Below are 15,346 nucleotides of genomic sequence, written 5' to 3'. Positions count from 1 at the left end.
CTGGGGCATTATTCATGTGCGCGCAAACAGTCCGCATGCCGCGTTTTTTTTCGCGTCAGGCGGGGTGCCATGGAAACAGAGGTTTCCTGGTGCAGCTGTTGTGTGCATTAACGCAGCCCCGACCAATCGTAGTCGGGATTAGGGTTACAACCCCGGAGAAAACAATGTCGAATCCGACACCCACGCCTGCCGCGTTCCGGCTTGGGCTGGTGGGGCGCAAGGTCGGCATGACCCGCATTTTCACGGATGATGGCGTGTCCATCCCCGTGACCGTGCTGGACGTGTCGAACAATCGCGTCGCCCAGGTCAAGTCCGTCGAAACCGACGGCTATGCAGCTGTGCAACTGGCCTATGGCGAACGCCGCGCTTCCCGCGTGACCAAGCCTGAAACCGGCCACTTTGCCAAGGCAGGCATCGAAGCCGGCAGCTCCCTCAAGGAGTTCCGTCTTGACCCCGCCCGCGCCGCCGAGTTCGCTCCTGGCGCCGTCGTTGCCGTTGAAAGCGTGTTCGAAGCCGGCCAAAAGGTCGACGTCACCGGCACCAGCATCGGTAAGGGCTTTGCAGGTACCATCAAGCGCCACAACTTCGGCTCTCAGCGTGCTTCGCACGGTAACTCCCGCTCGCACCGCGTGCCTGGCTCTATCGGCCAGGCGCAGGATCCGGGCCGGATTTTCCCGGGCAAGAAGATGTCTGGCCATATGGGCGACGTGACCCGCACTGTTCAGAACCTGGACATCGTGCGCGTCGACGCCGAGCGCGGTCTGTTGCTCGTCAAGGGCGCCGTTCCCGGTCACGCTGGCGCTAACATCATTGTGCGTCCTGCCGTCAAGACGCCGCTGAAGAAGGGTGCCTAAGCCATGGAAATCAAGCTCCTGAACGAACAAGGCAAGTCCGAGTCGACCGTCAGCGTCCCGGACGCTGTGTTTGGCCGTGACTTCAACGAAGCCCTGGTGCACCAGATCGTCGTTGCCTTCCAGGCCAATGCCCGCAGCGGCAACCGTGCCCAGAAGGGTCGTGACGAAGTCAAGCACTCCACCAAGAAGCCGTGGCGCCAGAAAGGTACGGGCCGTGCCCGCGCCGGTATGACGTCCTCGCCGCTGTGGCGTGGGGGTGGTCGTGCATTCCCGAACTCGCCCGACGAAAACTTCAGCCAGAAGATCAACAAGAAGATGTATCGCGCGGGTATCCGTTCGATCCTCTCTCAGCTGGCTCGCGAAGGCCGTGTGGCCGTCGTCGAAGATTTCGCGCTGGAAACGCCCAAGACCAAGCAGGCTGTCGAACGCCTGAAGACCCTGGGTCTCGAGTCGGTGCTGATCGTCACGGATTCCGTTGATGAGAACACCTACCTGGCGACGCGCAATCTGCCGCACGTTGCTGTGATCGAGCCGCGCTACATTGACCCGCTGTCGCTGATTCACTACAAGAATCTGCTGATCACCAAGGCGGCGGTCGCGCAATTCGAGGAGATGCTGGGATGAGCACGGAACGTTTGCTGCAAGTCATTCTGGCGCCCATCGTGACCGAAAAGGCCACGTTCATCGCCGAAAAGAACGAACAAATCGCCTTCCGTGTGGTTGCTGACGCGACCAAGCCGGAAATCAAGGCTGCCGTCGAACTGCTCTTCAAGGTGCAGGTCGAGTCCGTGCAGGTCCTCAATCGCAAGGGCAAAGTCAAACGCTTCGGTCGTTTCAATGGCCGCCGCCGCAATGAGCGCAAGGCATACGTCTCGCTCAAGCCGGGTCAGCAGATCGACTTTGCGGAGGTGAACTAAATGGCCCTCGTTAAAGTCAAGCCGACTTCTGCCGGTCGTCGTGGCCTGATCAAGGTCGTCAACGACAAGCTGCACAAGGGTGCGCCCTACGCACCGCTGCTCGAAAAGAAGAGCCGCGGTTCGGGCCGCAACAACAATGGCCACATCACGATCCGTCATCGTGGCGGTGGTCACAAGCAGCACTATCGCGTTATCGACTTCCGTCGCAACAAGGATGGTATCCCGGCACGCGTCGAGCGTCTGGAATACGACCCCAACCGTACCGCGCACATCGCTCTGCTGGTGTACGCAGACGGCGAACGTCGTTACATCATTGCTCCCCGTGGCCTGGAAGTTGGCGCAACGGTGTTCTCTGGTGTTGATGCCCCGATCCGCGTTGGCAACACGCTGCCGATCCGCAACATTCCGGTGGGTTCGACCATTCATGGTATCGAGCTGCTGCCGGGCAAGGGTGCTCAGATGGCCCGTTCGGCTGGCGCATCCGCCGTTCTGCTGGCCCGCGAAGGCGTCTACGCCCAAGTGCGTCTGCGCTCCGGTGAAGTGCGTCGCGTGCACATCGAGTGCCGCGCCACCATCGGTGAAGTCGGTAACGAAGAACACAGCCTGCGCCAGATCGGCAAGGCCGGTGCCGTGCGTTGGCGCGGTATCCGTCCGACGGTCCGCGGTGTTGCCATGAACCCGATCGACCACCCGCACGGTGGTGGTGAAGGTCGTACTGGCGAAGCACGCGAGCCTGTCAGCCCCTGGGGTACTCCGGCGAAGGGTTTCAAGACCCGTCGCAACAAGCGGACGAACAACATGATCGTCCAACGGCGCAAGCGCAAGTAAGAGGCGAACATCATGTCCCGTTCCGTCAAGAAAGGCCCGTTTGTCGATTCGCACCTGGTTTCCAAGGTCGAAAAGGCAATCGCGGGCAACGACAAGAGGCCGATCAAAACCTGGTCGCGCCGTTCCACCGTCCTGCCGGAGTTCATCGGCTTGACGATTGCTGTGCACAACGGTCGTCAGCACGTTCCCGTTTATATCAACGAGAACATGGTTGGCCACAAGTTGGGCGAGTTCGCACTGACCCGTACGTTCAAGGGCCACGCTGCGGACAAGAAGGCCAAGAGGTAAGCGATGGAAACTACCGCCAATGTCCGTGGGGTTCGTATCTCCGCTCAGAAAGTCCGTCTGGTCGCTGACCAGATCCGTGGCAAGTCTGTGGCGCAGGCACTGACCATCCTCACGTTCTCGCCCAAGAAGGCCGCCGTCATCCTGAAGAAGGCTGTCGACTCGGCTATCGCCAACGCTGAACACAACGACGGCGCCGACATCGACGAACTGAAGGTCACCACGATCTACGTCGACAAGGGTCAGTCGCTGAAGCGTTTTTCCGCACGCGCTAAAGGCCGCGGTAACCGTATCGAGAAGCAGACCTGCCACATTGTGGTTAAGGTCGGCGCCTAAGGAGTCAAGATGGGTCAGAAAATTCACCCTACTGGGTTCCGCCTGGCAGTCTCGCGTGACTGGACTTCCCGCTGGTTCGCCGGTGATTCGTCGTATCGCACGATGCTGGCTGAAGATATCCGCGTCCGCGAGTATCTGAAGAAGAAGCTCAAGAGCGCGTCCGTTGGCCGCGTGGTCATCGAGCGTCCTGCCAAGAATGCCCGCATCACCGTTTACTCGGCTCGTCCGGGCGTGGTGATCGGCAAGCGCGGCGAGGATATCGAAAGCCTGAAGAGCGATCTGCAGCGTCTGATGGGCGTGCCCGTGCACGTCAACATCGAGGAAATCCGCAAGCCGGAAACCGATGCCCAGCTGATCGCCGATTCGATCGCCCAGCAGCTCGAAAAGCGCATCATGTTCCGTCGCGCCATGAAGCGCGCGATGCAAAATGCCATGCGCCTGGGTGCGCAAGGCATCAAGATCATGAGTTCGGGCCGTCTGAACGGCATCGAAATCGCTCGTACCGAGTGGTATCGCGAAGGCCGTGTGCCGCTGCACACGCTGCGCGCCAACATCGACTACGGCACGTCCGAAGCCCAAACCACCTATGGCATCATCGGTATCAAGGTCTGGGTTTACAAGGGCGACCGTCTGCCCAATGGCGAACTGCCGCCCGAAGTGGCTGTTGCGCCGCGTGATGAAGAGCGCCGCCCGCGTCGTCCTCGTGGCGACCGTCCGGACAACCGTCGTCCTGGTGGCGCCGGTCGTGGCCGCGGTCCGCGCAAGTCTGATGCTGCTTCGGCGGCTGAAGGAGAATAAGCATGCTGCAACCGGCACGCAGGAAATACCGCAAAGAGCAGAAGGGCCGTAATACCGGCCTGGCGACGCGCGGCACCGCCGTCTCGTTCGGCGAATTCGGTCTGAAGGCCACGGGCCGCGGTCGTCTGACCGCACGTCAGATCGAAGCTGCACGTCGTGCTATCAACCGTCACATCAAGCGTGGTGGTCGGATCTGGATCCGTATTTTCCCGGACAAACCGATCTCGCAAAAACCCGCTGAAGTGCGTATGGGTAATGGTAAGGGTAACCCGGAGTACTGGGTTGCTGAAATTCAGCCCGGCAAGGTGCTGTACGAGATGGAAGGGGTCAGCGAAGAGCTGGCGCGCGAGGCGTTCCGCCTGGCTGCTGCCAAGCTGCCGATCTCGACCGTGTTCGTGTCGCGTCATATCGGTGCTTGAGGAGATCGACATGAAAGCTAGCGAACTTCGAGCCAAAGACGCTGCCGAGCTCGGCAAGGAACTCGAAAGCCTGCTGAAGGCACAATTCAATCTGCGTCTGCAGAAGGCCACTCAGCAGCTTGCCAATCACAGCCAGATCCGCAAGGTTCGCCGCGACATCGCTCGCGTGCGTACTCTGCTGACGGAAAAGGCGGGAAACTGATATGAGCGAAACCCAAAACACCACTCCGGCCAAGCGTCAGCGTACGCTGATCGGCAAGGTCGTCAGCAACAAGATGGACAAGACCGTCGTGGTGCTGGTTGAGCGCCGTACCAAGCACCCGCTGTACGGCAAGATCGTTGTGCGTTCCAATAAGTACAAGGCGCACGACGAAGCCAACCAATACAACGAAGGTGACATCGTCGAAATCGCGGAAGGTCGTCCGCTGTCCCGTTCCAAGTCCTGGAGCGTGACGCGCCTGATCGAAGCGGTTCGCGTGATCTAAGCCATCGGTGCTATGTTCACTTCCGCTTCGAAAGGGGCGGAAGTGCATGAAGCAAGCCTTGCCAGCCAGGGCTTGCTTTTTTCATGGACGTCCGCCAGTGTTGCGTTTTCGGAAATATTGTGGACTTTGACTAGCCTCTGTGCTAAATTCGTGAGCTTACCTGGGCGTTTTGCTGAAGTATGGCTTTGGCCAGGTAGTTTTATCCGCAGGATTTTCATCCCAGGGTGACGGCGCAAGCGTCTTGGACGCACCGGCCGTAACCTGACGGGGCCAAAACTGGCGGGGGCATGTTGTGCCGGATCGGGATGCCACAAGGCATCCGGGGCGGGGCAATATGGATTCCGGTTAAGTTGGAACAAGGACAATCATGATTCAAATGCAGACCACGCTGGACGTGGCCGACAACACCGGTGCACGGTCAGTGATGTGCATCAAGGTGCTCGGCGGTTCCAAGCGCCGTTATGCCGCCATTGGCGACATCATCAAGGTGAGCGTCAAAGATGCGGCTCCCCGCGGCCGCGTCAAGAAGGGCGAGATCTACAACGCCGTCGTCGTGCGTACCGCCAAGGGCGTGCGCCGTAAAGATGGCTCGCTGATCCGTTTTGGCGGCAATGCCGCTGTTTTGCTCAATGCCAAGCTGGAGCCTATCGGCACCCGCATCTTCGGACCGGTGACGCGCGAACTGCGTTCCGACCGCTTCATGAAGATCGTGTCGCTGGCACCGGAAGTGCTGTAAGGAGCATACGATGAACAAGATTCGCAAAGGCGACGAAGTCGTCGTGCTGGCTGGCCGCAGCCGCAAGCAGCGCGGTGTCGTGCTGGCCCGTCTTGATGCCGACCACGTTCTGGTCGAAGGCGTCAACGTGGTGAAAAAGCACGTGCGCCCCAACCCCATGCAAGGCACCACGGGCGGCATCGTCGAAAAGACCCTGCCCATCCACATCTCGAATGTCGCGATCTTCAACCCTGCCACTGGCAAGGCTGACCGCGTCGGGATCAAGGAAGTCGATGGCCGCAAGGTGCGCGTATACCGCTCCAGCGGCGAAATCGTCGGCGCCAAGGCTTAAGGAACTGACATGGCTCGTTTTCAAGAACTGTATCGCGACAAGATCGCGCCCGAACTGAAGGAAAAGTTCGGCTACAAGAGCGTCATGGAAGTGCCGCGCATCACCAAGATCACCCTGAACATGGGTGTGTCCGAAGCGGTTGCCGACAAGAAGATCATTGAAAATGCCGCAGGTGATCTGACCAAGATCGCAGGCCAGAAGGTCGTCATCACGAAGACCCGCAAGGCTATCGCCGGCTTCAAGATCCGTGAAGACTATCCGATCGGCTGCATGGTGACCCTGCGTGGTCAACGCATGTACGAATTCCTGGACCGTCTGGTCACCGTGGCTCTGCCGCGCGTGCGTGACTTCCGTGGTATTTCCGGTCGTGCGTTCGATGGTCGTGGCAACTACAACGTCGGGGTCAAGGAACAGATCATTTTCCCCGAAATCGAGTACGACAAGATCGACGCGCTGCGTGGCCTGAACATCAGTATCACGACCACTGCCAAGACCGACGAGGAAGCAAAGGCGCTGTTGACGGCGTTCCGTTTCCCGTTCCGCAACTAAGGGGCGATACGTGGCTAAACTTTCCCTGATCAATCGCGATATCAAGCGTGCCAAGCTGGCCGCCAAGTTCGCCGCCAAGCGCGCTGCGCTGAAGGCGATCATCGACGATACCTCCAAGACCGACGAAGAGCGTTACGAAGCGCGCCTGAAGCTCCAAGAGCTGCCGCGCAACGCGAACCCGACTCGCCAGCGCAACCGTTGCGCCGTGACCGGTCGTCCCCGCGGTGTGTTCCGCAAATTTGGCCTGGCTCGTCACAAAGTGCGTGAATACGCAATGCGTGGTGAGATTCCTGGCGTCACCAAGGCCAGCTGGTAGGAGATTCAATTATGAGCATGAGCGATCCCATCGCCGATATGCTGACTCGCATCCGTAATGCGCAGCAAGTTGACAAGGCCTCGGTGAGCATGCCCTCCTCGAAGCTGAAAGTGGCAATTGCTGCTGTGCTGAAGGACGAAGGCTATATCGAGAGTTTCGAAGTCAAGGGTGGCTCGGCCAAGCCCGAGCTGGAAATTTCCCTGAAGTATTACGCTGGCCGTCCCGTGATCGAGCGCATCGAGCGCGTGTCGCGCCCCGGTCTGCGTATTTACAAGGGTCGCACCAGCATTCCTCAGGTCATGAACGGCCTGGGCGTCGCCATCGTCTCCACCTCGCGTGGCGTGATGACCGACCGCAAGGCTCGCGCCAATGGCGTGGGCGGCGAAGTGCTGTGCTACGTGGCCTAAGGAGAGATTCGAATGTCACGTATTGCAAAATACCCCGTTGAACTGCCGAAGGGTGTGGAAATTACCCTGAGCCAGGAACAGATCGTCGTCAAGGGCCCCCTGGGCAGCCTGACGCAAGCGCTGGACGGCAATGTGGTGGTCAAGCAGGAAGACGGCAATCTGTCGTTCGCCGCTGCTGACGAGAGCCGCCACGCCAATGCCATGTCCGGCACCCTGCGCGCCCTGGTCGCCAACATGGTGACTGGTGTGAGCAAGGGCTTCGAGCGCAAGCTGACGCTGATTGGCGTGGGCTTCCGTGCCCAGGCCCAAGCTGACGCGGTCAAGCTTCAACTCGGTTTCTCGCACGACATCGTGCACCCGCTGCCTGCTGGTATCAAGGCCGAAACCCCCACGCCGACCGAAATCGTGCTGAAGGGTGCCGACAAGCAGGTGCTGGGCCAGACCGCCGCTAAGATTCGCGCCTATCGCAAGCCGGAACCCTATAAGGGCAAGGGCGTGCGCTACGCTGACGAATACGTGGCGATCAAGGAAACCAAGAAGAAGTAATCGCGCAAGCAAGGAAATATCATGAACAAGAATCTTTCCCGTTTGCGTCGTGCGGTGCCTACCCGCCGGAAAATTGCCGAACTGGGCGCTCATCGCCTGACGGTTTTCCGTTCGAACCTGCACATTTACGCAAACATCATTTCGCCGGAAGGCAATCGCGTGCTGGTCAGCGCCTCCACCCAGGAAGCCGAAGTCCGCAAGCTGCTGGAAGGCAATGGCGGCAACGTCGCCGCTGCGACCCTGGTTGGCAAGCGCGTGGCCGAGAAGGCCAAGGCCGCTGGCATCGAAAGCGTTGCTTTCGACCGCTCGGGTTTCCGTTATCACGGTCGTGTGAAGGCCTTGGCCGAAGCCGCGCGTGAAGCCGGTCTCAAGTTCTAAGCGAGGGATTGTCAAATGGCTAAAGTACAAGGCAAGAACGCCGCTGAGAAGGAAATCGACGACGGCTTCCGCGAGAAGATGATCGCGGTCAACCGCGTCAGCAAGGTCGTCAAGGGTGGTCGCACCATGAGCTTCGCTGCGCTGACCGTGGTTGGCGATGGCGATGGCCGTATCGGCATGGGCAAGGGCAAGGCCCGCGAAGTGCCGGTGTCCGTCCAGAAGGCAATGGAACAGGCCCGTCGCGGTCTGTTCAAGGTGCCCCTGAAGAACGGCACGCTGCATCACACGGTGGTTGGCAAGCACGGCGCCTCGACGGTGCTGATCTCGCCGGCAGCCGAAGGTACCGGCGTTATCGCCGGCGGCCCGATGCGCGCCATCTTCGAAGTGATGGGCGTCCGTAACGTGGTTGCCAAGAGCCTGGGCTCGAGCAACCCCTACAACATGGTTCGCGCCACGCTGAATGGTCTGCGCGCGGCCCAGACGCCGGCGGAAGTTGCTGCCAAGCGCGGCAAGTCCGTCGAAGAAATCCTGGGGTAAGTCATGGCTCAGAAGCAAATCAAGGTTACGCTGGTGCGTTCGGTCATCGGCACCCACAAGTCGCACCGTGATACGGTTCGCGGCCTGGGGCTGCGCGGTTTGAACAGCAGCAAGGTGCTGGTCGATACGCCGGAAGTGCGTGGGATGATCCGCAAGGTCGATTATCTCGTTACCGTCTCGGACGTCTAAGGAAATACGATGTCGGAAATTCAACTCAATAACCTGGCCCCGGCTGAAGGCAGCAAGCACGCCCGCCGCCGCGTTGGTCGTGGTATCGGTTCCGGCCTGGGTAAGACCGCCGGCCGTGGCCACAAGGGTCAGAAATCCCGTACCGGTGGTTTCCACAAGGTCGGTTTTGAAGGCGGCCAAATGCCGCTGCAACGCCGCCTGCCCAAGCGTGGCTTCAAATCCTTGAATCGTCACCTGTATGCTGAAGTCCGCCTGTCCGAGCTGCAAGGCCTGCCCGTCGACGAAGTCGATGTGCAAGTGCTGAAGCAAGCCGGTGTGGTCGGTCAGGCCGTGCGTTTCGCGAAGGTCGTGAAGTCTGGCGAACTGACGCGCAAGCTGGTCCTGAAAGGCATCACGGCGACGGCCGGCGCTCGCGCCGCCATTGAGGCGGCCGGCGGCTCGCTGGCTTGATCACGAGGTGATGTGTGGCTAAAGCGCAGGCACTGGGCAAGACCGGACCCCGATACGGCGATCTGAAGCGTCGGTTGGTGTTCCTGTTGCTCGCGCTGGTTGTATACCGGCTCGGCACGCATATTCCCGTTCCTGGTATCAACCCCGATGCGCTGTCGGACTTGTTCCGTCAGCACTCGGGTGGGATCCTGGGCCTGTTCAACATGTTTTCTGGCGGGGCGCTTGAGCGTTTTTCCGTCTTCGCGCTGGGCATCATGCCCTATATCTCCGCGTCCATCATCATGCAGTTGATGTCCGTGGTGGTTCCGTCGCTGGAAGCGCTGAAGAAGGAAGGCGAAGCAGGGCGCCGCAAGATCACGCAGTACACGCGGTATTTCACCGTGGTGCTGGCGCTGGCGCAGGCCATCGGTATCTCGGTGGCCCTGGAATCGCAGCAAGGCCTGATCCTTGCAGGCACCAGTGCGATGCTGTTCCGTTTCACGACCGTCGTGACGCTGGTCACCGGCACCATGTTCATCATGTGGCTGGGTGAGCAGATCACCGAGCGTGGCCTGGGCAACGGCATTTCGATCCTGATCTTCGCCGGTATCGTGGCCGGGCTGCCTTCGGCAGTCGGTGGCTTGTTGGACCTGGTGCGTACCAGTGCTATGTCGGTGCCTGCCGCGTTGTTCATCGTTGCGCTGTCCATCGCCGTCACGGCGTTGGTGGTGTTCGTTGAGCGTGCGCAGCGCAGGATCACCGTCAACTATGCGAAACGCCAGGTGGGCAACAAACTTTATGGTGGCCAGAGCTCGCATCTGCCCCTGAAGCTGAATATGGCTGGTGTGATCCCTCCGATCTTCGCCTCGTCCATCATTCTGTTGCCCGCCACGGTGGCAAGCTGGTTTGCCACTGGCGAGAGCATGCGTTGGCTGAGTGACCTGGCTGCGGCTTTGCAACCGCGTCAGCCGCTGTATGTCACCCTGTACGCCACTGCCATCATCTTTTTCTGCTTCTTCTACACGGCCCTGGTGTTCAACAGCCGTGAAACTGCGGACAATCTCAAGAAGAGCGGTGCTTTTGTGCCGGGGATTCGTCCTGGTGAGCAAACTGCGCGATATATCGACAAGATCCTCATGCGCCTAACTCTGGCAGGCGCGTTGTATATCACGCTGGTGTGCTTGATTCCCGAGTTCTTGGTGATGCGTTGGAATGTCCCGTTCCTGTTTGGCGGAACTTCCCTGCTCATCATGGTGGTCGTGACCATGGATTTCATGGCCCAGGTCCAGGCTTACATGATGTCTCATCAATATGACTCTCTGCTCAAGAAGGCGAACTTCAAGGGCGGGAACCGACCCTTGCGCTAGTAGAGTGGTAGCAGAAAATGGCAAAGGACGATGTCATTCAGATGCAGGGCGAGGTCATAGAAAACCTCCCCAACGCAACTTTCCGCGTCAAGCTGGAAAACGGCCATGTAGTTCTTGGCCACATTTCCGGCAAGATGCGCATGCATTACATCCGGATCCTGCCGGGTGACAAGGTCACAGTGGAGCTCACGCCCTATGATCTTTCACGTGCCAGGATCGTATTCCGGTCCAAGTGATCCGGTCGGGGTACAGGGAAACAGGATTCAGATCGGCTTAGCCGGTCATTAGCAACGGATTTATTCAAGGAACAGTCATGGCCCGTATTGCTGGCATCAATATTCCGCCGCAACAACACGCCGAGATCGGCCTGACCGCCATCTACGGCATTGGTCGTACCCGCGCTCGCAAGATTTGCGAAGCTGCAGGCGTACCTGTCGAAAAGAAGGTTAAGGACCTCACCGACGCCGAGCTGGAGCGCATCCGCGAGCACGTTGGTGTCTTCACGGTCGAAGGTGACCTGCGTCGTGAAGTGCAGCTGTCCATCAAGCGCCTCATCGACCTGGGTACCTATCGTGGTATGCGTCACAAGCGTGGCCTGCCGGTGCGCGGTCAGCGCACTCGCACGAACGCTCGTACCCGCAAGGGTCCGCGTCGCGCCGCAGCGTCTCTGAAGAAATAATCAAGGATAGACATCATGGCCAAAGCTTCGAGCGGCGCCGCGCGCGTCCGTAAAAAGGTCAAGAAGAACGTATCGGACGGTATCGCCCACGTTCACGCTTCTTTCAACAACACGATCATCACGATCACCGACCGTCAGGGCAATGCCCTGGCCTGGGCCACTTCTGGTGGCGCCGGCTTCAAGGGTTCGCGTAAATCGACCCCGTTCGCGGCGCAGGTTGCTGCGGAGAGCGCCGGTCGCGTGGCGATCGAGTACGGCATCAAGACGCTGGAAGTCCGCATCAAGGGACCTGGTCCCGGCCGCGAATCTTCGGTGCGCGCGCTGAACGCGCTGGGCATCAAGATCTCCAGCATTGCTGACATCACGCCGGTGCCGCACAACGGCTGCCGTCCGCCTAAGCGCCGTCGTATTTAAGGGAAAACCAAATGGCACGTTACATTGGCCCCAAGTGCAAGCTCTCGCGTCGCGAGGGTACCGATCTGTTTCTGAAGAGCGCCCGCCGTTCGCTGGAATCCAAGTGCAAGCTGGATTCCAAGCCCGGTCAGCACGGCCGCACCTCCGGTGCCCGTACGTCGGACTACGGCCTGCAACTGCGTGAAAAGCAAAAGCTCAAGCGCATGTACGGCGTTCTGGAAAAACAGTTCCGCAAGTACTTCGAAGAAGCCGATCGCCGTCGTGGCAACACCGGTGAAATCCTGATCCAACTGCTGGAATCGCGTCTGGACAACGTCGTCTACCGCATGGGCTTCGGTTCCACGCGTGCTGAAGCCCGCCAGCTGGTGGCTCACCGCGCCATCGAACTGAACGGCCACACGGCTGACATCCCGTCCATGCTGATCAAGGCAGGTGACGTGATCGGCGTGCGCGAGAAGGCCAAGGGCCAGGCTCGCATCAAGGAAGCCCTGGAACTGGCTGCCAGCCAAGGCATCCCCCAGTGGGTGGAAGTTGACGCCACCAAGCTGGTCGGTACCTTCAAGTCCGCCCCGGATCGTGCTGACGTCGCTCGCGACATCAACGAATCCATGGTCGTGGAACTTTACTCGCGTTAATCGACGCGATTATCGGGTCTGGGCACTGCCATTCCGGTGGCGGTGCGCTATACTTCGATGCTTGTCTGGCAGCCGTGTGCTTTTGCATCCGGCTGCCTGTTGCATGTGCACCGCCAAGCTTGCCCTGGATAGTGTCCATGCAACAGGCAGCCCGCCGTGTCATCCGCCAGGATGGCTGTCGCCCCAGTGGTGGCGGCACCGGTAGCGCCTGGTTTGCAGTCCTCGAGATTCGCAGGTCTATTTCTTTCTTTTTTCCGTCAGCCTTATCGGTGTAACGAGCCGAGGGTATTGATCAAGGAACATTCATGTCCGTCCAAGGTTTTCTGAAGCCGCGTGCGATCGAAGTCGAAACGCTCAGCGCCACCCATGCCAAAATCATCATGGAGCCCTTCGAGCGCGGCTACGGCCACACGCTGGGCAATGCGCTGCGCCGCATCCTGCTGTCGTCCATGACCGGTTATGCGCCGACTGAAGTGCAGATCACCGGTGTGGTGCACGAGTACTCCACGTTGCCGGGCGTCCAGGAAGACGTGGTCGACCTGATCCTGAACCTGAAGGGCGTCGTGTTCAAGCTGCACAGCCGTGAAGAAGTCACCCTGACCCTGCGCAAGCAAGGCCCTGGCGACGTTTTTGCGCGTGACATCGAACTGCCGCATGATGTCGAAATCATCAATCCGGATCACGTGCTGGCCCACCTGAGCGACAACGCCAAGCTGGAAATGCAGATCAAGGTCGAGCAAGGCCGAGGCTATGTGCCCGGCAACGTGCGCGCCCTGGCTGACGACCGTTCGCAATCCATCGGCCGTATCGTGCTGGACGCTTCGTTCAGCCCGGTGCGCCGCGTGAGCTACGCTGTCGAAAACGCCCGCGTCGAGCAGCGTACCGACCTGGACAAGCTGGTGCTGGACATCGAAACCAACGGCGTGATCACGCCCGAGGAAGCGGTGCGCCAATCGGCCCGCATCCTGATGGACCAGATCTCCGTGTTCGCCGCGCTGGAAGGCCCGGGCGAATCCGCCTACGAACAGCCCAGCCGCGCTGGCGCGCCGCAGATCGACCCGGTCTTGCTGCGTCCGGTGGACGACCTGGAGCTGACGGTGCGTTCGGCCAACTGCCTGAAGGCCGAAAACATCTACTACATCGGCGATCTGATCCAACGTACCGAAAACGAGCTGCTCAAGACCCCGAACCTGGGCCGCAAGTCGCTCAACGAAATCAAGGAAGTGCTGGCCGCACGCGGCCTGACCCTGGGCATGAAGCTGGAAAACTGGCCGCCCCTGGGCCTCGAGCGTCCCTGAGTCTGAACCAGGTCCCGGCCGTGTGCCGGGACCTTGCTGATTTCAGCCGCCGTGCCTTGCATGGCGGCCGGTCCCCCGGGCAGCAGCATCGTCCGGCGTACCGTTCCAGGGCAGCTTTTTCGTCCCTGGCCGGAAGCCAGTCTTCCGGAACCCCTGGCAGTACAGGCATGTTTGCATGCCATTCATTCCATCGGACCGCGCCCCGCAAGGGGTGATAGAAGAGCCGGTTAACTTGGTGCCCAGGCACCGTTCATTCAAGATTCAAAGGAAATACCATGCGTCACCGTCACGGCCTGCGTAAGCTGAACCGCACCAGCAGCCACCGCCTTGCCATGTTCCGTAACATGGCTGTCTCGCTGATCACGCACGAAGCGATCAAGACCACCTTGCCGAAAGCCAAGGAACTGCGTCGCGTCATCGAGCCGCTGATCACGCTGGGCAAGAACCCCACCCTGGCCAACAAGCGCCTGGCTTTCGCCCGTCTGCGTGATCGCGACGCCGTGGTCAAGCTGTTTGAAGTCGTTGGCCCGCGCTACGCTGCCCGCAATGGCGGCTACACCCGTGTGCTGAAGATGGGTTTCCGTCAGGGCGATAACGCCCCGATGGCGTTCATGGAACTGGTGGATCGTCCTGAAGTCGAGGCCGACGAGCAAGCTCAAGCTGCCGATCAGGAATAAGACGTACATCAGCTTGCGCTGATGCCAGGCGGCGACCGTTTCTGACGGTCGCCGCCTTTATTTTTGCCCGGCCGCGTCGTGAAAAGAGGACACTCGGCCCGGGGGCTGGCCCAGGGCTCGCCAAACGGCTGGCAAAGGTTCATACTTATTGTGTTGCCCCGTCCGGGAGCACGCTGCGGCATTTGTGGCCGACGTGTTCCCGGGCGGGGTTTTCGCCGTTCTGGCCTGGTTGATAGGATAGGAAATGACGCTCACCAGTCTGCTGTTTTTTGTTCCCACCTGTTTCGCTCTGAACCTGGTGCCGGGGCCGAACAATTTGCTCAGCGTGCACAATGGCGCCTGCTACGGGTTCCGCAAGGCGGTGGGTGCAGGCTTGGGACGAGAGGCTGCTTTCGCCATTCTGATCGTGTTGTCGGCGCTGGGCCTTGCGGCTTTGCTGGCCGCTTCCGCGACGTTTTTCCTGGTGGTGAAGTTCGTCGGGGCTGCCTATCTGCTGTACATCGCCGTCAAGCTGTGGCGCGCCAAGGTGGGTGGCTTTGATCCCGATCTTTCCGGCGTGAAGCATCATGAATCGCTGGGGCAACTGATGCGTACCGAGTTCATGGTGGCGATCAGCAACCCCAAGGCCATCCTGATTTTCGGTGCGTTGCTGCCGCAATTCGTCGATCATACCCAGCCGGTGGCCGAGCAACTGCTGATGCTGGGTGGTGTGTTCCTGGTGCTGGAGTGGGGGTCCATCGCCCTGTACGCCTTTATGGGCGTATATCTCGGCGGCTGGCTCAAGACACCGCGCAATATGGGGCGATTCAACAAGTTCTGCGGCCTGTTCCTGGGCACGGCCGGGCTGGGCCTGCTGTTTTCGCGCTCCTGATCCGCTCTCGGGGCTGCTCAGGAGAGATAGCCAGGTACGGCCAGGCCCTGCGGGCATTCTGCCGC

At 60.1% G+C, this 15,346-nt stretch carries 28 protein-coding genes; all 28 read left to right on the top strand.

Features of this window, described 5'->3' with window-relative positions:
- Positions 1 to 164: 164 nt before the first annotated feature.
- The 28 genes from rplC to ACEW7X_RS15985 all read left to right on the top strand — a co-directional run bounded on the left by rplC (position 165) and on the right by ACEW7X_RS15985 (position 15,281).
- Complete coding sequence (gene rplC, locus ACEW7X_RS16120) at positions 165 to 854, top strand: 50S ribosomal protein L3 (RefSeq protein ID WP_068375308.1); 690 nt, start codon at positions 165 to 167, stop codon at positions 852 to 854.
- A 3-nt stretch (positions 855 to 857) separates the two neighbouring features.
- Positions 858 to 1,478, top strand: coding sequence for a 50S ribosomal protein L4 (rplD, locus tag ACEW7X_RS16115; protein WP_068375310.1), 621 nt, complete (start codon positions 858 to 860; stop codon positions 1,476 to 1,478).
- Positions 1,475 to 1,771, top strand: a complete 297-nt coding sequence (rplW, locus tag ACEW7X_RS16110) for a 50S ribosomal protein L23 (RefSeq protein ID WP_068375313.1) — start codon at positions 1,475 to 1,477, stop codon at positions 1,769 to 1,771. The genes rplD and rplW overlap by 4 nt, the downstream gene beginning before the upstream one ends.
- Positions 1,772 to 2,599, top strand: coding sequence for a 50S ribosomal protein L2 (gene rplB, locus ACEW7X_RS16105; RefSeq protein ID WP_068375316.1), 828 nt, complete (start codon positions 1,772 to 1,774; stop codon positions 2,597 to 2,599).
- Positions 2,600 to 2,611: 12 nt separating this feature from the next.
- The gene (gene rpsS / locus ACEW7X_RS16100) at positions 2,612 to 2,887 is read left to right on the top strand and encodes a 30S ribosomal protein S19 (RefSeq protein WP_068375319.1); all 276 of its coding nucleotides are present in this window, start codon (positions 2,612 to 2,614) and stop codon (positions 2,885 to 2,887) included.
- Positions 2,888 to 2,890: 3 nt separating this feature from the next.
- Positions 2,891 to 3,220, top strand: a complete 330-nt coding sequence (gene rplV / locus ACEW7X_RS16095; RefSeq protein WP_068375321.1) for a 50S ribosomal protein L22 — start codon at positions 2,891 to 2,893, stop codon at positions 3,218 to 3,220.
- A gap of 9 nt (positions 3,221 to 3,229) precedes the next feature.
- Positions 3,230 to 4,018, top strand: coding sequence for a 30S ribosomal protein S3 (gene rpsC / locus ACEW7X_RS16090; RefSeq protein WP_068375323.1), 789 nt, complete (start codon positions 3,230 to 3,232; stop codon positions 4,016 to 4,018).
- Between the two features lie 2 nt (positions 4,019 to 4,020).
- Entirely contained in the window at positions 4,021 to 4,437 is a 417-nt protein-coding gene (rplP, locus tag ACEW7X_RS16085; RefSeq protein WP_068375326.1) for a 50S ribosomal protein L16, read from the top strand.
- A gap of 10 nt (positions 4,438 to 4,447) precedes the next feature.
- Positions 4,448 to 4,639, top strand: coding sequence for a 50S ribosomal protein L29 (gene rpmC / locus ACEW7X_RS16080; protein WP_068375329.1), 192 nt, complete (start codon positions 4,448 to 4,450; stop codon positions 4,637 to 4,639).
- 1 nt (position 4,640) lies between these two features.
- Positions 4,641 to 4,922 carry a 30S ribosomal protein S17 gene (gene rpsQ / locus ACEW7X_RS16075; RefSeq protein WP_068375338.1) on the top strand — a complete coding sequence of 94 codons (282 nt, stop codon included), beginning with the start codon at positions 4,641 to 4,643 and terminating at the stop codon, positions 4,920 to 4,922.
- A 367-nt stretch (positions 4,923 to 5,289) separates the two neighbouring features.
- Complete coding sequence (gene rplN / locus ACEW7X_RS16070) at positions 5,290 to 5,658, top strand: 50S ribosomal protein L14 (protein WP_068375341.1); 369 nt, start codon at positions 5,290 to 5,292, stop codon at positions 5,656 to 5,658.
- Positions 5,659 to 5,668: 10 nt separating this feature from the next.
- The gene (rplX, locus tag ACEW7X_RS16065; protein ID WP_068375344.1) at positions 5,669 to 5,989 is read left to right on the top strand and encodes a 50S ribosomal protein L24; all 321 of its coding nucleotides are present in this window, start codon (positions 5,669 to 5,671) and stop codon (positions 5,987 to 5,989) included.
- A 9-nt stretch (positions 5,990 to 5,998) separates the two neighbouring features.
- Positions 5,999 to 6,538: a 50S ribosomal protein L5 gene (gene rplE / locus ACEW7X_RS16060; RefSeq protein WP_068375347.1), complete on the top strand. Its 540-nt coding sequence runs from the start codon at positions 5,999 to 6,001 to the stop codon at positions 6,536 to 6,538.
- A 10-nt stretch (positions 6,539 to 6,548) separates the two neighbouring features.
- Positions 6,549 to 6,854, top strand: coding sequence for a 30S ribosomal protein S14 (gene rpsN / locus ACEW7X_RS16055; RefSeq protein ID WP_068375350.1), 306 nt, complete (start codon positions 6,549 to 6,551; stop codon positions 6,852 to 6,854).
- An 11-nt stretch (positions 6,855 to 6,865) separates the two neighbouring features.
- Positions 6,866 to 7,261, top strand: a complete 396-nt coding sequence (rpsH, locus tag ACEW7X_RS16050) for a 30S ribosomal protein S8 (protein ID WP_068375353.1) — start codon at positions 6,866 to 6,868, stop codon at positions 7,259 to 7,261.
- A 12-nt stretch (positions 7,262 to 7,273) separates the two neighbouring features.
- Complete coding sequence (gene rplF / locus ACEW7X_RS16045) at positions 7,274 to 7,807, top strand: 50S ribosomal protein L6 (protein ID WP_068375356.1); 534 nt, start codon at positions 7,274 to 7,276, stop codon at positions 7,805 to 7,807.
- 21 nt (positions 7,808 to 7,828) lie between these two features.
- Positions 7,829 to 8,185: a 50S ribosomal protein L18 gene (gene rplR, locus ACEW7X_RS16040; RefSeq protein ID WP_068375359.1), complete on the top strand. Its 357-nt coding sequence runs from the start codon at positions 7,829 to 7,831 to the stop codon at positions 8,183 to 8,185.
- A gap of 15 nt (positions 8,186 to 8,200) precedes the next feature.
- Positions 8,201 to 8,722 carry a 30S ribosomal protein S5 gene (gene rpsE / locus ACEW7X_RS16035; protein ID WP_068375360.1) on the top strand — a complete coding sequence of 174 codons (522 nt, stop codon included), beginning with the start codon at positions 8,201 to 8,203 and terminating at the stop codon, positions 8,720 to 8,722.
- A gap of 3 nt (positions 8,723 to 8,725) precedes the next feature.
- Positions 8,726 to 8,911 (top strand): 50S ribosomal protein L30, encoded by a 186-nt coding sequence (gene rpmD, locus ACEW7X_RS16030; protein WP_068375364.1) that lies wholly within the window; start codon positions 8,726 to 8,728, stop codon positions 8,909 to 8,911.
- Positions 8,912 to 8,920: 9 nt separating this feature from the next.
- Positions 8,921 to 9,361 carry a 50S ribosomal protein L15 gene (gene rplO / locus ACEW7X_RS16025; RefSeq protein WP_068375367.1) on the top strand — a complete coding sequence of 147 codons (441 nt, stop codon included), beginning with the start codon at positions 8,921 to 8,923 and terminating at the stop codon, positions 9,359 to 9,361.
- Between the two features lie 14 nt (positions 9,362 to 9,375).
- Positions 9,376 to 10,707, top strand: coding sequence for a preprotein translocase subunit SecY (gene secY, locus ACEW7X_RS16020; RefSeq protein ID WP_068375370.1), 1,332 nt, complete (start codon positions 9,376 to 9,378; stop codon positions 10,705 to 10,707).
- A 17-nt stretch (positions 10,708 to 10,724) separates the two neighbouring features.
- On the top strand, positions 10,725 to 10,943 hold the full coding sequence (infA, locus tag ACEW7X_RS16015; RefSeq protein ID WP_068375372.1) for a translation initiation factor IF-1: 219 nt from the start codon (positions 10,725 to 10,727) through the stop codon (positions 10,941 to 10,943).
- A gap of 77 nt (positions 10,944 to 11,020) precedes the next feature.
- Complete coding sequence (rpsM, locus tag ACEW7X_RS16010) at positions 11,021 to 11,386, top strand: 30S ribosomal protein S13 (protein WP_068375374.1); 366 nt, start codon at positions 11,021 to 11,023, stop codon at positions 11,384 to 11,386.
- 15 nt (positions 11,387 to 11,401) lie between these two features.
- The gene (gene rpsK / locus ACEW7X_RS16005) at positions 11,402 to 11,800 is read left to right on the top strand and encodes a 30S ribosomal protein S11 (RefSeq protein ID WP_068375377.1); all 399 of its coding nucleotides are present in this window, start codon (positions 11,402 to 11,404) and stop codon (positions 11,798 to 11,800) included.
- Between the two features lie 11 nt (positions 11,801 to 11,811).
- The gene (rpsD, locus tag ACEW7X_RS16000) at positions 11,812 to 12,435 is read left to right on the top strand and encodes a 30S ribosomal protein S4 (protein WP_068375379.1); all 624 of its coding nucleotides are present in this window, start codon (positions 11,812 to 11,814) and stop codon (positions 12,433 to 12,435) included.
- A 305-nt stretch (positions 12,436 to 12,740) separates the two neighbouring features.
- Positions 12,741 to 13,733: a DNA-directed RNA polymerase subunit alpha gene (locus ACEW7X_RS15995; protein ID WP_068375382.1), complete on the top strand. Its 993-nt coding sequence runs from the start codon at positions 12,741 to 12,743 to the stop codon at positions 13,731 to 13,733.
- 275 nt (positions 13,734 to 14,008) lie between these two features.
- On the top strand, positions 14,009 to 14,410 hold the full coding sequence (rplQ, locus tag ACEW7X_RS15990; protein WP_068375385.1) for a 50S ribosomal protein L17: 402 nt from the start codon (positions 14,009 to 14,011) through the stop codon (positions 14,408 to 14,410).
- Positions 14,411 to 14,654: 244 nt separating this feature from the next.
- On the top strand, positions 14,655 to 15,281 hold the full coding sequence (locus tag ACEW7X_RS15985) for a LysE family translocator (RefSeq protein WP_127775362.1): 627 nt from the start codon (positions 14,655 to 14,657) through the stop codon (positions 15,279 to 15,281).
- Positions 15,282 to 15,346: the final 65 nt, after the last annotated feature.

Source organism: Kerstersia gyiorum (genome assembly GCF_048595715.1).
Classification (GTDB): Bacteria; Pseudomonadota; Gammaproteobacteria; order Burkholderiales; family Burkholderiaceae_B; genus Kerstersia; species Kerstersia gyiorum.
The sequence above is the reverse complement of the archived record's forward strand: the minus strand, read 5'-3'. Positions and strand labels throughout refer to the sequence as shown.

Excerpts from the sequence above, each read along its gene's own strand:
- rpsQ (WP_068375338.1), top strand. The coding sequence starts at position 4,641 with ATGAGCGAAACCCAAAACACCACTCCGGCCAAGCGTCAGCGTACGCTG.
- rplO (WP_068375367.1), top strand. The coding sequence starts at position 8,921 with ATGTCGGAAATTCAACTCAATAACCTGGCCCCGGCTGAAGGCAGCAAG.
- rplN (WP_068375341.1), top strand. The coding sequence starts at position 5,290 with ATGATTCAAATGCAGACCACGCTGGACGTGGCCGACAACACCGGTGCA.
- rplR (WP_068375359.1), top strand. The coding sequence starts at position 7,829 with ATGAACAAGAATCTTTCCCGTTTGCGTCGTGCGGTGCCTACCCGCCGG.
- rplV (WP_068375321.1), top strand. The coding sequence starts at position 2,891 with ATGGAAACTACCGCCAATGTCCGTGGGGTTCGTATCTCCGCTCAGAAA.
- rpmD (WP_068375364.1), top strand. The coding sequence starts at position 8,726 with ATGGCTCAGAAGCAAATCAAGGTTACGCTGGTGCGTTCGGTCATCGGC.
- rpsH (WP_068375353.1), top strand. The coding sequence starts at position 6,866 with ATGAGCATGAGCGATCCCATCGCCGATATGCTGACTCGCATCCGTAAT.
- rplP (WP_068375326.1), top strand. The coding sequence starts at position 4,021 with ATGCTGCAACCGGCACGCAGGAAATACCGCAAAGAGCAGAAGGGCCGT.
- rpsK (WP_068375377.1), top strand. The coding sequence starts at position 11,402 with ATGGCCAAAGCTTCGAGCGGCGCCGCGCGCGTCCGTAAAAAGGTCAAG.
- rplF (WP_068375356.1), top strand. The coding sequence starts at position 7,274 with ATGTCACGTATTGCAAAATACCCCGTTGAACTGCCGAAGGGTGTGGAA.
- rpsE (WP_068375360.1), top strand. The coding sequence starts at position 8,201 with ATGGCTAAAGTACAAGGCAAGAACGCCGCTGAGAAGGAAATCGACGAC.
- ACEW7X_RS15995 (WP_068375382.1), top strand. The coding sequence starts at position 12,741 with ATGTCCGTCCAAGGTTTTCTGAAGCCGCGTGCGATCGAAGTCGAAACG.
- rpsC (WP_068375323.1), top strand. The coding sequence starts at position 3,230 with ATGGGTCAGAAAATTCACCCTACTGGGTTCCGCCTGGCAGTCTCGCGT.
- rpmC (WP_068375329.1), top strand. The coding sequence starts at position 4,448 with ATGAAAGCTAGCGAACTTCGAGCCAAAGACGCTGCCGAGCTCGGCAAG.
- rplB (WP_068375316.1), top strand. The coding sequence starts at position 1,772 with ATGGCCCTCGTTAAAGTCAAGCCGACTTCTGCCGGTCGTCGTGGCCTG.
- rplX (WP_068375344.1), top strand. The coding sequence starts at position 5,669 with ATGAACAAGATTCGCAAAGGCGACGAAGTCGTCGTGCTGGCTGGCCGC.
- rpsD (WP_068375379.1), top strand. The coding sequence starts at position 11,812 with ATGGCACGTTACATTGGCCCCAAGTGCAAGCTCTCGCGTCGCGAGGGT.
- rplD (WP_068375310.1), top strand. The coding sequence starts at position 858 with ATGGAAATCAAGCTCCTGAACGAACAAGGCAAGTCCGAGTCGACCGTC.
- rpsS (WP_068375319.1), top strand. The coding sequence starts at position 2,612 with ATGTCCCGTTCCGTCAAGAAAGGCCCGTTTGTCGATTCGCACCTGGTT.
- rpsM (WP_068375374.1), top strand. The coding sequence starts at position 11,021 with ATGGCCCGTATTGCTGGCATCAATATTCCGCCGCAACAACACGCCGAG.
- ACEW7X_RS15985 (WP_127775362.1), top strand. The coding sequence starts at position 14,655 with ATGACGCTCACCAGTCTGCTGTTTTTTGTTCCCACCTGTTTCGCTCTG.
- rplE (WP_068375347.1), top strand. The coding sequence starts at position 5,999 with ATGGCTCGTTTTCAAGAACTGTATCGCGACAAGATCGCGCCCGAACTG.
- rplW (WP_068375313.1), top strand. The coding sequence starts at position 1,475 with ATGAGCACGGAACGTTTGCTGCAAGTCATTCTGGCGCCCATCGTGACC.
- infA (WP_068375372.1), top strand. The coding sequence starts at position 10,725 with ATGGCAAAGGACGATGTCATTCAGATGCAGGGCGAGGTCATAGAAAAC.
- rplQ (WP_068375385.1), top strand. The coding sequence starts at position 14,009 with ATGCGTCACCGTCACGGCCTGCGTAAGCTGAACCGCACCAGCAGCCAC.
- rplC (WP_068375308.1), top strand. The coding sequence starts at position 165 with ATGTCGAATCCGACACCCACGCCTGCCGCGTTCCGGCTTGGGCTGGTG.